Raw genomic sequence first — 13514 nt, forward strand, 5'->3', positions numbered from 1 at the left:
CACCCCGGGGCACCGTCCGTCAGCTAGGCACCGGGCCCGGGCCTCACGCCCCGATCGCGGCCAGCACCTCCCGGGCGGCCCGGGCCCCCTCCTGGGCACCGCCCTCCATGTAGCCCTGGAAGTCGTACGAGGTGTGCTCGCCGGCGAAGTGCAGACGGCCCTGGGCGGTGCCCTCGTAGCCCGCGCAGGTGGTGAGGTAGCCGACCGGCCAGCAGGAGTAGGCGCCCAGGGTGGTGGGGTTGAGGTGCCAGGCGGAGAGGGTGGCCCTCCCCGTCCAGGCGGCCTTGGTGCCGGGCCAGAGCCGGTCGATCTGGGTGAGCCGGTCGGTGGCCATGGCCCGGGTGTAGGCGGTGGCGGCGTCGGTGAAGGGGGCTCCCGGGGCGAGGGCCCTGGCCGGGGTGCCGCCGTGGTACTGGACCAGGATTCCGCCCGCTCCGGGCTGGCCCTTCGTCACGTCCCAGGCCTGCTGGAAGGGCTGGTCGCTGAAGCACTCGCCGCTGGAGACCCCGGGCCAGGGGCCGGTGCCGGTCCACGGGCGGCTGCTGGTCTGCATGTTGAGCTTGGTGCAGTACCCCATGGTCATGTCGGTGAGCACCCGCCGCATCAGCGGGTCGAGGCCCGCTCCGCCGAGGTCCACCCGCTGCTGGAGCACCGGGAGCGGCAGGGCGAGGATCGTGTGGTCGGCGGTGACGGTCTTCGTCCCGCCGCCGTCCAGCCTGAAGGTCAGGGTCTGGCTGCCGTCCGCGTTGCGGGTGACCGCGAGCAGGGTGTGCCCGGGCTGGACGGTGCCCGCCGGGAGGGCGGCCCGGATCGCCTTCGGCACCTGGTCGTTGCCGCCGGTGACGTGGTAGCGCTCGTCGCTGCCGCCCCAGATGTTGAAGCTGCCGGGGTTGGCCTGCCAGGAGAGCATCAGCAGCAGCGCGTAGGAGGACTGCGCGGTGGTGTCGGCGCCGTACTCGACCGCGTAGGCGACGTCCAGCAGGGCGCCGAGGCGGCTGGCGGTGCCGCCGGGCACCCGGGTCTCGATCCACTCCCGCACCGACATCCGGTCCAGGGCCACGGCGGCCTGGTTGTGGTCGGCCCAGGTCGGGCCGGAGCCGCCGGCCTGGATGTCGCTCTTGATGGTCTGCCAGATCTGCTTGAACTCGGCGTTCGCGGTCTCCCTCGGGTAGTAACCGCCCTGGAACTGCAGGGTCTGCTCGCCCTCCGAGAAGTGCCGGATCGAGGTGGTGGCCAGGCCGAAGCGCTGGCAGAGCTGGAGCATCGCGTGGTGCCCGGTGTCGATCAACTCGGCGCCGTACTCGGAGACCTGGCCACCGGCCCAGTCGGTCTTGGAGTACATCCGGCCGCCGACCCGGGAGGTCTCGGCCTCGTAGACGGTGGCCGGGATGCCCTTGTCGGCCAGGGTGAGGGCGGCGTTCAGGCCGGAGATCCCGGCACCGATGATCGCGATCCGGGGCGGGGTGCCCTTGTACTTGGCGCTGTCGGCCGCGGTGGCGGCGCGGGCCTTCGGCGCGACGGCGACACCGGCGGCGCCCAGGCCGAGCGCGGCGGCGCGGGCCAGCAGGGCGCGGCGGGACGGGCCGTCGGGCTCGGCCAGGGCCTCGTCGCGGAAGCCGGCGTACTCGTCGGCGGGCAGTCGCAGCCGCTCGGCGGCGGCGCGGTCGGCGAGGGCGGAGCGGAGCAGGCGGGCGTACGGGGTGCGGGCCATGTGGGGGTTCCCTCCTGGTGGGGATCGGCCTTCGAGGTGCCCGGGCCGTGGGGGTGGCCCGGGCGGGCGGTGACGGGGGCTCAGACGGTGACGGGGGCTCAGACGGTGACGGGCTCGTCCTCGGTGCGCTCCTGGGCGTCCTCGACCACCAGCCGGCCCATCACCTCGTAGCGCTGCGGGTGCCGGGCCCGCATGTAGAGCGCGAGGCCGAGGCCGCCCAGGAAGACGGCGCCGACGATCCACGGGATCAGCTTGAAGAGCAGGGTCTGCGAGGCGGCCCCGGCGGCGGTGTCCAGGTTGGCCACCAGCAGGCCGATGGCGGCGAGCATGCCGAGCCCGCCGAGCAGCGGGGCGGTGAAGGTGCGGAACCAGTGCCGGCTCTCGGGGTGGTTGCGGCGGAAGTAGGCGATCACCGCGAAGGAGCAGAGCGTCTGCACCACCAGCAGGGCCAGCGTGCCGAGGATGGCCATCAGGGTGTAGAGCCCGGCGTACGGGTCCTGCCCGGCGATCCAGAAGCCGCCGACCACGGCCAGCGCGATCCCGGTCTGGGTGAAGGAGGCGACGTAGGGCGAGTTGTGCCTGGGGTGGGTGCGGCCCAGCGCCGGGTGCAGGAAGCCCTCGCGGCCGATCGCGTAGAGGTAGCGGGAGGCGCACTGGTGGAAGGCCATGCCGCAGGCGAACGCGCTGGTGACCATCAGCCACTGGAAGGCGGTGACGGCCCAGCTGCCCAGGTAGGTACGGGCGGGAGCCAGGAAGAGGTCCAGCGGGCTGCTGGAGGTGGCCAGGCCGACGGCGGCCTCCGGGGTGTCGGCGGCCAGCACCATCCAGGTGACGAAGGTGTACAGCACGCCGAGCGCCAGCACCGCGACCAGGGTGGCGCGCGGGATGATCCGGCGCGGGTCGCGGGACTCCTCGCCGTACATCGCGGTGGACTCGAAGCCGATCCAGGACCAGAAGCAGAAGAACAGGCCGACGCCCGCGTTCACCCCGGCGAAGGCGCCGGTCGGGTTGAGGGTGCCGAAGTGCAGCCCGTCCGGGCCGCCGCCGTGCGCCAGGATCGAGGCGGCCAGCAGCACCAGCATCAGCACCTCGCCGACCAGGAACACCCCGAGCAGCTTGGAGGCCACCTCCAGGTCGAAGTAGGAGAGCAGCGCGGTGACCGCCAGCATCGCCAGCGCGTAGACCTGCCACGGGAGTTCGATGCCGAACTGGGCCTCGACGGTCTGCTGCCCGAAGTAGGCGAAGATGCCGACGATGGAGGCCTCGAAGACCACGTAGGCGAGCACCGCGAGCAGTCCGGAGGCCATCCCGGCGATCCGGCCGAGGCCGTGCGAGACGAAGCCGTAGAACGCCCCGGCGGTGGTGATGTGCCGGGCCATCGCGACGTACCCGACGGTGAAGACGGTCAGCACCACCGTCACGAAGACGAAGCCGGCGGGGGCGTGCACGCCGTTCCCGCCGCCGACCACCACCGGGAGGTTGCCGGTCATCGCGGTGATCGGCGCGGCGGTGGCCAGCGCCATGAAGACCACACCCGCCAGGCCCACCGAATTGGCTCTGAGCCGCTGCACGGTGGGCGGCGCGGCCTGTTGCTCGACTGCGGACACGGTGAACTCCCGGAAGGCGAAGGGGGGATGGGCCCGCCCAGTGTGAGGGCGATCACGCCCAGGGGGGGATGGTCAGGTTGTAGCCGGGACTGTTAAAGGATTGACGGCCTGTCACCTGTACGGGGGCGCCGATGGCCGCCCCATTGACGTGGACGCCCCGGGCCACCACTCTTGTCAGCCGCCCGGGCACCCTTCGTCAACAGGAGGCGTACGCATGCGCGTTCCGTTCGACCGGCTCAGAACCCTCGGCACCACGGCGGCCCTGCTGGCCGCCGCCCTCGTCCCCGCCGCCCCGCCCGCCGCGGCCTCGGCCGCCTCGGCGGCCGTCACCCCCATGGAGGTGTACGGCGCCTGGCACTGCAGCGACGACGCCTGCACCTGGGCGACGGTGCGGAACATGACCCGGTTCGACCAGGCCAACCACTGGCTGGTGGACCGGGGCGACGGCCGCCCCTCGGTCAACCTGGTGGTGCTCAGCTTCGTCCACCCGCTCCGCCTGCTCGACGGGGTGAACGACGCCCAGCACGCGGACGGCGTGCCCGTCGGCATCAACCAGGCGGTGGTGGACTACTTCACCTCGCGCGGCATCCGGGTGATGCTCTCCATCGGCGGCATCACCTACACCGACGCCTGGAACCAGGCGCTGGCCGAGAACCCGGTACTGCTGGGCCAGCGGGCCGCCGCGCTGGCCACCCGGCTCGGGGTCGGCATCGAGATCGACTACGAGGAGAACACCAACCCGAACCTGCCCGCCCTGCAGTCCTTCGTGGACGCCTACCGGGCCGTCCACCCCTACGACGCGACCGGCGCCCGCCCCGCCGCCCGCCTCACCATCGACGTGGCCGCCGGGGACCGCTGGCTGATCGGCATCAACCAGTACGCCACCGCCAACTGGCTGCGCACCGACCGGCCGGTGCTCGACTACGCCAACGCGATGGTGCCCGCCCGGCAGCCCTCCCCCTCGACCGCCACCGCCAACTGGCAGGAGCACCTGACCGGCAAGCCCACCTACGACCCGCCGGTCGGCCCGCTCGCCCCGGCCAAGTTCACCGCCGGACTGTACGTGGCCGAGGGGTCCAAGGTCCGGCCCGAGTGCACCGACTTCACGGCCTCGCTGCAGAACACCACCGCCTCCTGGGTCCGCAGCGCCGCCCCCGCCGGGGCCGGCACCAGCTCCGGGCTGCTCGGCTACATGTTCTGGGCCGCCGAACGCCCGTCCGTCCGCGGCGTCACCACCGTGCCGCCCAACAGCTGCGAACGCGGCGTCGGCGCGGGCGCCACCGCCCACGCGGTGCCGATCCCGATGCCGGCCCTGCGCCAGAGCTGACGGCACTCCGGCACGACGGCCCCGCCCGACCCGGGGTCCGTCCGGCCCGCCTCACGGCCCCGTCCGGTTCAGCGGTCCGTCACAGCCCCGTCCGGTTCAGCAGGTCCGCCCCCAGCGGCGTGATCGTGTGCAGCACCGCCCCGCCCCGCCGCTGCGTGGTGATCAGGTTCGCGTTGCGCAGCACCGTCGCGTGCTGGCTGGCCGAGGCCGCCGAGACGTTCAGGCGGCGGGCCAGCTCGGTGGTGGTGCAGCCGTCCGTCACCACGTCCAGCGCGGCCGCCCGGGTGCGGCCGAGCAGCGCCGTGAGGGAGTGACGGGCCGTCGGGTCCGGGCTGAACAGCCCCGCCCCGGTCAGCGGGTCCCGCACCGTCGGGAAGGCCAGCACGTGGGGTGCGTCCGGGTCCATCGAGTCGGTCAGCAGCACCGGCGGGTCCGCCAGGAAGACCATCGGCGCCAGCACCAGCCCCCGCCCGCCCAGCGGGATGTCCAGGTCCCTCGGGTAGGTGACCTCCAGGACGGGGGCGCGCCAGCGGATGAGCGGGGCGCAGAAGGTGTCGAGCAGCTGCTCCACCCCGCCGTCCAGCAGGGTGCGGGCCAGGTCGGCCCGGACGGCGTCCAGGTGGGCGCGGATCCGGCCCCAGTACGGGCCGACGGTGGCGTCGTGGGTGGCCAGCAGCGAGTCGGCCAGCCGCTGACGGGCGCTCAGGTCGCCCTCCAGCAGGGCCCGGACCCACCGCCGGTCGGCCTGCGGGGTGGCGACGTGCCCGAGTTCGAGCCGGAACAACTCGTCCGGGGCGGAGAGCAGCCGCTCGATCCCGATCTCCACCGAGGGGTCGCTGCCGGTGAGCGCCCCGAGGTCCAGCCGGGGCCCGGGGCCGTTGACCAGCGAGGCCAGCGGCCGCAGCTCCTCGGCCAGCCGGCCGCCGAACTGCCGCCGCCAGGGCCGGAACTGGGCACAGCTGGTGACCCCGGTGAGCTTGGCCAGCCCGTGGAAGGTCTCCGCCAGCGGGCCCGCCGTCGGCGCCACCCGCACGCGCGCCAGGTCGTCCGCCGTCAGATGGATACGCAGCACCTTTAAGCCACCCCCGAAACCCCTGGTCAGTACCCCCGCCGACCCCGCAGGATCGTCCTCGTCGCCGCTGCCCGGTACGGGGGTACGGACAGCGGAGCGGCCCGGTCACGCCGACCCCACCGGCGCGGCCGGGCCCCAGCCGCGGTGCTCGCTACTTGGTGACCTGGAAGGCCCCGTCCTTGACCGCGACCTGGTACTGCGGCAGCGGGCTCGTCGCCGGGCCGTCCTTGACCGCGCCGTCGGCGATCGTGAACCTGCTGTAGTGGCAGGGGCAGTTGACGGTGCCGTCCTTGACCTCGTCCACCACGCAGCCCGCGTGGGTGCACTTGGCGCTGAAGGCCTTGTACTGACCCTCGACCGGCTGGGTCACCACGATCTTCTGCTCGCGGTAGACCTTGCCGCCGCCCACCGGCACGTCGGCCACCGCGCCGACCTGCACCGGCCCGCTCGCGGCCGGCTGCTCGGCGGCCGAGGAGCCGCAGGCCGTCACGGCACCCGCTCCCCCGGCGGCGAGCACGGCACCGCAGAGCAGGGTGCGGCGGCTGGGCCCGGCGGGCGTGGCCCCGGTCGTCTCGGTCATCGGTGGTGCTCCCTCGGCGAAGTCGGCTCGGCCTGGCTCGGCTCGCCGCAGTCTATGCCGGGACGCCGGAAGGGCCGCCCCCTCGGGGCGGCCCTTCTCGTACCGCTGCGACTGCTTCCCGCCGCGGCTACTTCTTCGCCGCGACCCGCTTCCTGGGTGCGGCGGCCTTCTTGGCCGTGGCCTTGGTGGCCTGGGCCGGCACCGGGGCGGCCGGGAGCAGGATGTCCCGGAGGAACTTGCCGGTGTGACTGGCCGTCACGGCGGCCACCTCCTCGGGGGTGCCCTCGGCGACCACGGTGCCGCCGCCGGAGCCGCCCTCGGGGCCCATGTCGACCAGCCAGTCGGCGGTCTTGATGACGTCGAGGTTGTGCTCGATGACGATGACCGTGTTCCCCTTCTCCACCAGACCGTCGAGGACCTTGATCAGCTTGCTGATGTCCTCGAAGTGCAGGCCGGTGGTGGGCTCGTCGAGCACGTAGACCGTCCGGCCGGTGGAGCGCTTCTGCAGCTCGGAGGCGAGCTTGACGCGCTGCGCCTCACCGCCGGAGAGGGTCGGCGCGGACTGGCCGAGCCGGACGTAGCCGAGGCCGACGTCGTTGAGCGTGCGCAGGTGGCGGGCGATCGAGGGGACGGCCTCGAAGAAGTGCATGGCCTCCTCGATCGGCATGTCCAGCACCTCGGCGATGGACTTCCCCTTGTAGTGCACCTCCAGCGTCTCCCGGTTGTACCGGGCGCCGTGGCAGACCTCGCACGGCACGTAGACGTCGGGCAGGAAGTTCATCTCGATCTTGATGGTGCCGTCGCCGGAGCAGTGCTCGCAGCGGCCGCCCTTGACGTTGAAGGAGAACCGGCCCTGGAGGTAGCCCCGGACCTTGGCCTCCTGGGTCTCCGCGAAGAGCTTGCGGATGTTGTCGAACACGCCGGTGTAGGTGGCCGGGTTGGACCGCGGGGTGCGGCCGATCGGCGACTGGTCGACGTGCACCACCTTGTCCACCAGCTCGGTGCCGGTGATCCGGGTGTGCCGGCCGGGGACGCTGCGCGCCCCGTTCAGCTCCCGGGCGAGGTGGGTGTAGAGGATGTCGTTGACCAGGGTGGACTTGCCGGAGCCGGAGACACCGGTGATCGCGGTGAAGGTGCCGAGCGGGAAGCCGACCGTGACGTCCTGCAGGTTGTGCTCGCGGGCGCCGTGCACGATCAGCTGGCGCTTCTTGTCCCGCGGGCGGCGGACCGCCGGGGTCGGGATCGAGCGGCGGCCGGACAGGTACTGCCCGGTCATCGACTCCTCGTTGTCCAGCAGCTCCTTGAGCGAGCCGGAGTGCACCACCTTGCCGCCGTGCTCACCGGCGCCGGGGCCGATGTCGACCACCCAGTCGGCGGTCTTGATGGTGTCCTCGTCGTGCTCGACGACGATCAGCGTGTTCCCGATGTCGCGCAGCCGGACCAGGGTCTCGATCAGGCGGTGGTTGTCCCGCTGGTGCAGGCCGATGGAGGGCTCGTCCAGCACGTAGAGCACGCCGACCAGGCCGGAGCCGATCTGGGTGGCCAGCCGGATGCGCTGGGCCTCGCCGCCGGAGAGGGTGCCGGCCGCGCGGTTGAGCGAGAGGTAGTCCAGGCCGACGTCGACCAGGAAGCGGAGCCGCTCGTTGACCTCCTTCAGCACCCGCTCGGCGATCTGCTTGTCACGGTCCGTCAGCTTCATGCCACCGAGGAACTCGGCGCAGTCGGCGATCGACATCGCGGAGACGTCCGCGATCGACTTGCCGAGGACGGTGACGGCCAGGATCACCGGCTTGAGCCGGGTGCCGCGGCAGGTCGGGCAGGGCACCTCGCGCATGTAGCCCTCGAAGCGCTCGCGGCTGCTGTCGCTCTCCGACTCGGAGTGACGGCGCGTCACGAACGGGATGGCGCCCTCGAACGGCGCGGTGTACGAACGCTCGCGCCCGTAGCGGTTGTTGTACCGGACCTCGACCTGGGTCTTGTGGCCGTACAGCAGCGCCTTGCGGGCCCGCTGCGGCAGCCCGGCCCACGGGATGTCGGTGCGGAAGCCGAGCTCGCCGGCCAGCGCGTCGGTCAGCCGGGAGAAGTACTCCTTGGTGTGGCCCTGGGACCACGGGTGGATGGCGCCCTCGTCGAGCGACTTCTCCTCGTCCGGGACCACCAGCTCCGGGTCGACCTCCATCCGGCTGCCCAGGCCAGAGCAGTCGGGGCAGGCGCCGAACGGCGAGTTGAAGGAGAACGAGCGGGGCTCCAGCTCCTCGAACGACACGTCGTCGTACGGGCAGTAGAGGTGCTCGGAGTACATCCGCTCGCGCTCCGGGTCGTCCTCCGCGAGGTCGACGAAGTCGAGCACCACCATGCCGCCGCCGAGCCGCAGCGCCGTCTCCACCGAGTCGGTCAGCCGGCGCTTGGCGGTGGACTTCACGGTGAGGCGGTCGACGACCACCTCGATGGTGTGCTTCTCCTGCTTCTTGAGCGTCGGCGGCTCGGTGAGCTGGACGGTGGCGCCGTCCACCCGGGCGCGGGCGTAGCCCTTGGACTGCAGGTCGGCGAAGAGGTCGACGAACTCGCCCTTGCGCTCCCGGACCACCGGGCTGAGCACCTGGAAGCGGGTGCCCTCGGGCAGCTCCAGCACGCGGTCGACGATGGCCTGCGGGGACTGCTTGGCGATCGGGCGCGCGCAGTGCGGGCAGTGCGGCTTGCCGATCCGGGCGAACAGCAGGCGGAGGTAGTCGTACACCTCGGTGATGGTGCCGACGGTCGACCGCGGGTTCCGGTTCGTCGACTTCTGGTCGATCGAGACGGCCGGGGAGAGGCCCTCGATGAAGTCCACGTCGGGCTTGTCCATCTGGCCCAGGAACTGGCGGGCGTAGGAGGAGAGCGACTCGACGTAGCGCCGCTGGCCCTCGGCGAAGATCGTGTCGAAGGCCAGCGAGGACTTGCCGGAGCCGGAGAGGCCGGTGAAGACGATGAGCGAGTCCCGCGGCAGGTCGAGCGAGACGTTCTTGAGGTTGTGCTCGCGAGCACCGCGGACGATGAGGCGGTCGGCCACTGCTTCTGGCGCCTTTCTCCGAGGAGGGTGGCTGGGAAGGGCTGCGTGGCCCACTGCTTGGGACCAACAAGCGCAATCGGGTGAATTCTTCCAGTGTGCGCCCGTCAGCCTACTAGCTCAGGCGTTCGAATAACGACCATGTCCAGCCCGGTCCACCCGAACGAGTGACGGCCCGGCGGGGCCCCGGGCGCGGCATCGCGGAAAACCCGCTGCTCAAGCCCGTGGGCGCCGGTAGCGTCCACCGTGTCAACGAGGCGCGGCCCTCCGGGCAACGCCCGCGGCCCTCGGAACCGGGAGTGCTCACCCCACCATGACCGACACCACTGACAACGCCGCCGCGGCCGCCGCCCGGGCCGCACGGGACCTCAAGGCCGTCGAGGAGTCCACCGCGACCCTGCTCCGGGTCGCCGCCGAGCTCTCCCCCGAGCAGGTCCCCCAGCCGTCCGCCCTGCCCGGCTGGACCAGGGGCCACGTGCTGGCCCACCTCTCGCGCAACGCCGACTCCCTGGTCAACCTGCTGGACAACGCCTCCACCGGCAGCGACACCCCGCAGTACCCCTCCTCCGAGGCCCGGGAACAGGGCATCGAGAACGACGCCCCGCGCCCGCTGGCCGAGCAGTGGGACGACCTGCGGGCCAGCCACCGGCGCTTCGCCGAGGCCGCCGCCCGGCTCACCGAGCAGGACTGGAGCGCCCCGCTCAAGCACCGCTTCGGCTACGTCTTCCCGGCCCACGAGCTGCCCTGGAAGCGGCTGATGGAGGTCGAGTACCACCTGGTCGACCTGGCCGCCGGCTACACCCCGGCGGACTGGCCGCTCGCCTTCGCCACGGCCGAACTCCCGCGCCTCGCCGCCCAGTTCGAGAAGTCCGACGGGCTCCCGGAGCTCCGGCTGACCGCCACCGACACCGGCGCGGCCGTCGTCCTGGCCGGGGACGCCGACGCACCCGTCACCGTCGAGGGCCCGGTCCGCGAACTGGTCGCCTGGCTCTCCGGGCGCGGCGACGGTTCGACGCTGTCCGCCTCGGCCCCGCTGCCCACCCTCCCGGCGATGGGCTGAGAAGGCATGATGGTCCTCCGGACGGCCACCGAGGAACGAGGAGCGGCAGCAGCATGACGTACCACGGAGCGGTGAAGGTCGGCGGCCCGCCGGACGTGCGGGAGCTGGCCCACCTGATCATCACCAAGATCGCGGTCGGGCCCCACGACAACAACGCCTACCTGCTGCGCTGCCGGGCCACCGACGAGCAGCTGCTGATCGACGCGGCGGCCGACGCCCCCGTCCTGCTGGAGACCGTCGGCCCCCAGCTGGCCACCGTCGTCACCACCCACCGCCACCACGACCACTGGGGCGCCCTGGCCGCCGTCGTCGAGGCCACCGGCGCCCGCACCGCGGCGGGCAGGATCGACGCCGAGGCCGTCGACGTCCCCACCGCCCTCCCCCTCGACGACGGCGACGTCCTGAAGGTCGGCCAGGTCGAACTGACCGTCCGTCAGCTCACCGGCCACACCCCCGGCGCCATCGTCCTCGTCTACGACGACCCCCAGGGCCACCCCCACGTCTTCACCGGCGACTGCCTCTTCCCCGGCGGCGTCGGCAACACCTGGGGCGACCCCGCCGCCTTCGACACCCTCTACCGCGACGTCACCGAGAAGCTCTTCGACGTCCTCCCCGACGAGACCTGGATCTACCCCGGCCACGGCAACGACACCACCCTCGGCGCCGAACGCCCCCACCTCCCGGAGTGGCGCGCCCGCGGCTGGTGACCCCGCCCCGGCCACGGGCCCCGACCCCCGTCCGGGGGCCGGGGCCCGTGCCGTTCCCCGCCCGGAAACCGGCTGCGGGCGCGGGGCGGGCGCTGCCAGGATGCCGGGATGGATGCGATTCTGCGGGCGGGCGGGGAGGTGCTCGGGGCCAGGCTCTCCGAGCCGGTGGACCTGGGCGGATCCCGGCGGAGCACGGTGGTGCGGTGCCGGACCGACGGGGGCGGGACGGTGGTGGTGAAGGCGTTCGCGGACGGGGACGACGGGCTGCGGGGGTTCACGGCGGAGGCGGCCGGGCTGTCGCTCGGACTGGCCGGGCCGGGGCTGCTGGGAGTGCACGAGGAGCTGCCGCTGCTGGTGATGGAGGACCTCGGGGAGGCGCCGACGCTGGCGGACGTGCTGCTGGGGGACGACCCGCGGGCCGCCGAGGACGGGCTGCTGGCGTGGGCCCGCGGCCTGGGGCGGCTGGCCGCCGGGTCGGTGGAGCGGCGGGGCGAACTGGCGCCGCTGGCGGCCCGGTACGGGCGGGGGCGGCCGCCGTGGGAGGACCTGCCGTGGCTGGCCGGGCAGACCGAGGCACTGCCTGCGCTGCTCGACGGTCTGGGGCTGCCCGTACCGCCCGGCCTGGCCGGGGAGTTGGCCGCGCTCGCGGCGGCGGGCGCCGACGCCTACCCCGCCTTCACGCCCGGCGACACCTGCCCGGACAACAACCTGCTGACGCCGGACGGTCTGCGGCTGATCGACTTCGAGGGCGCCTGCTACCAGTCGGTCTTCCTGACCGCCGCGTACTGCCGGATGCCGTTCTCCACCTGCTGGTGCGTCTTCCGGCTGCCGGACGGACTGGCCGCCGAGGCCGAACGGACCTTCCGCGCCGAGGTGGTGACGGTCTACCCGGAACTGGCCGAGGAGGAGCGCTGGCAGGCGGGGATGGCGCGGGCCGTCGCGGTCTGGACGGTGGACGCCACGGTGCGGATGCTGGCGGGCACCGTGGAGCAGGACGGCCCGCTGCACCGCACCCGCCGCCCGGTGGCGACCAAGCGCCAGCTGCTGCGGCACCGCTGGGAGGCGGCGAGCACCCTGGACGGCCTGCCGGCCGTCGGGCGGACGATGCGGCTGCTGCTGGACGCGTACGCCTGGGACGTGCCGCCGCTGCCCGGGTACCCGGCGTTCGCGGGGCGGTGAGCCCCGACACCTCCGTCATCGGCCGGAGGTGTCGGGGATCAAGGAGTCGCGGCCGCCAGCAGCGCGTGCCCGAGGTGGTCGTCGCCGCCCGGGGTGACGCCCGGGAGGGTGTAGTAGTAGCCGCCGCCGAACGGCAGTACGTACCGCTCCAACGCCTCGCCGGCGAGCCGCCGTTGGATGGTGGCGAAGCCCTGTTCGAGGTCGTTCTGGTAGCAGACGAAGACCAGGCCGGCGTTCTCGTGACCGGCGGCGTCCGGCGGCAGCCGGTAGGAGTAGCTGCGGCGCAGGATGCGGTGCGCCTCGCTCCCGGGGGTGCGCGGGTCGGCGCGGCGGATGTGCGAGTCGAGCGAGATGATCCGGCCGTCGGGATCGTTCGCGTAGTCCGGGACGTCGGTCTCGCGGGCACCGCCGAGCGGCGCGGCACTGTCCTTCCGGCGGCCGAAGACGGCCTCCTGCTTGGGTACGGCGTCGGCGTCCCACAGGGGCATCGCGAACCGGATGAGCCGGACGACCTGGTAACTGCCGCCGGCCGTCCAGGCGGGCTCGTCCGAGCCCGCCCGCACCCAGACCTGACGGTCCATCAACGCCGTGTCCTCGGCCTCCAGGTTCCCGGCTCCCTCGCGGAAGCCGAAGAGGTTGGTGGCGAAGGCCCGGCCTCCCCGGCCGATCTCGTTGCCCTGGCGGAACCCGGGCATCCGCCAGACCTGCTCCAGGCCGCCCGCCCCGGCCACCCGGCCTGCGAGCTCCGCCGCCCGCTCGGGGCTGGCCGCGCACACCTGTACGGCGAGGTCGCCGTGGCACCAGGCGGGATCGAGGACGTCACTGGGGAACGCGGGCATCGCGGTCAGCCGGCGAGGACGCACCGCGGCGAGCCCGAAGCGCCCGTCGAAGAGCGAGGCGCCGGCCGAGACGGTGATGCTCTCGCCCAGCCCGGTCCGCGCCGCCTCGGTCCCGAGGAGACGCAGCACCTCGGCGAGTGCGGCCCGGTCGCCGCCGGTCACCCGGTACGCCGCCAACTCGGCGGCGGACGGCGGCGGGGTGACGACGCCGGGCTGGTGGGCGACGGGGGCGGACGGCCCGCCCGCCGCCTCCGCGGCGGGCGGGCGGACGTCGCCTTCGGGACCGCAGGCCGTCGCGGCGAACGCTCCCGCCAGTCCGGCCAGACCGGCCAGGACCGGGCGCCGGCCCAGCGCCCGGTTCTTGCCTTGCATCGGTGCTACCCCCC

General features: G+C 73.3%; 10 protein-coding genes. 4 read left to right on the forward strand and 6 right to left on the reverse strand.

The window, feature by feature from the left end; all coding sequences use genetic code 11:
* Nucleotides 1-43 precede the first annotated feature (43 nt).
* On the reverse strand, nucleotides 44-1711 hold the full coding sequence (locus ACIA8O_RS32270; RefSeq protein WP_396297549.1) for a flavin monoamine oxidase family protein: 1668 nt from the start codon (nucleotides 1709-1711) through the stop codon (nucleotides 44-46).
* A gap of 98 nt (nucleotides 1712-1809) precedes the next feature.
* Entirely contained in the window at nucleotides 1810-3234 is a 1425-nt protein-coding gene (locus ACIA8O_RS32275) for an APC family permease (RefSeq protein WP_396297669.1), read from the reverse strand.
* A gap of 298 nt (nucleotides 3235-3532) precedes the next feature.
* On the opposite strand from ACIA8O_RS32275, the gene ACIA8O_RS32280 reads away from it, so the two are divergent.
* Entirely contained in the window at nucleotides 3533-4645 is a 1113-nt protein-coding gene (locus ACIA8O_RS32280; protein WP_396297550.1) for a hypothetical protein, read from the forward strand.
* A 79-nt stretch (nucleotides 4646-4724) separates the two neighbouring features.
* Here the strand turns inward: ACIA8O_RS32280 and ACIA8O_RS32285 are convergent, their stop codons facing one another.
* The 3 genes from ACIA8O_RS32285 to uvrA form a co-directional block, all read right to left on the reverse strand.
* Nucleotides 4725-5717, reverse strand: coding sequence for an ArsR/SmtB family transcription factor (locus ACIA8O_RS32285; RefSeq protein ID WP_396297551.1), 993 nt, complete (start codon nucleotides 5715-5717; stop codon nucleotides 4725-4727).
* A 151-nt stretch (nucleotides 5718-5868) separates the two neighbouring features.
* Entirely contained in the window at nucleotides 5869-6297 is a 429-nt protein-coding gene (locus tag ACIA8O_RS32290) for a Rieske (2Fe-2S) protein (RefSeq protein WP_396297552.1), read from the reverse strand.
* A gap of 127 nt (nucleotides 6298-6424) precedes the next feature.
* Nucleotides 6425-9346: an excinuclease ABC subunit UvrA gene (gene uvrA / locus ACIA8O_RS32295; RefSeq protein ID WP_396297553.1), complete on the reverse strand. Its 2922-nt coding sequence runs from the start codon at nucleotides 9344-9346 to the stop codon at nucleotides 6425-6427.
* A gap of 310 nt (nucleotides 9347-9656) precedes the next feature.
* Here uvrA and ACIA8O_RS32300 point away from each other — a divergent pair, with 310 nt between their 5' ends.
* The 3 genes from ACIA8O_RS32300 (at nucleotide 9657) to ACIA8O_RS32310 (ending at nucleotide 12289) form a co-directional block, all read left to right on the forward strand.
* Nucleotides 9657-10403, forward strand: coding sequence for a maleylpyruvate isomerase family mycothiol-dependent enzyme (locus ACIA8O_RS32300; RefSeq protein WP_396297554.1), 747 nt, complete (start codon nucleotides 9657-9659; stop codon nucleotides 10401-10403).
* A 53-nt stretch (nucleotides 10404-10456) separates the two neighbouring features.
* Nucleotides 10457-11110, forward strand: a complete 654-nt coding sequence (locus ACIA8O_RS32305; protein WP_396297555.1) for an MBL fold metallo-hydrolase — start codon at nucleotides 10457-10459, stop codon at nucleotides 11108-11110.
* A 108-nt stretch (nucleotides 11111-11218) separates the two neighbouring features.
* A complete protein-coding gene (locus ACIA8O_RS32310; protein WP_396297556.1) occupies nucleotides 11219-12289 on the forward strand; it encodes a hypothetical protein in 1071 nt (356 codons plus the stop codon).
* Between the two features lie 38 nt (nucleotides 12290-12327).
* On the opposite strand, the gene ACIA8O_RS32315 is transcribed toward ACIA8O_RS32310, so the two are convergent.
* The gene (locus ACIA8O_RS32315; RefSeq protein WP_396297557.1) at nucleotides 12328-13500 is read right to left on the reverse strand and encodes a Dyp-type peroxidase; all 1173 of its coding nucleotides are present in this window, start codon (nucleotides 13498-13500) and stop codon (nucleotides 12328-12330) included.
* Between the last annotated feature and the right edge of the window lie 14 nt (nucleotides 13501-13514).

The sequence above is a fragment of the Kitasatospora sp. NPDC051853 genome (assembly GCF_044452665.1).
GTDB lineage: Bacteria > Actinomycetota > Actinomycetes > Streptomycetales > Streptomycetaceae > Kitasatospora.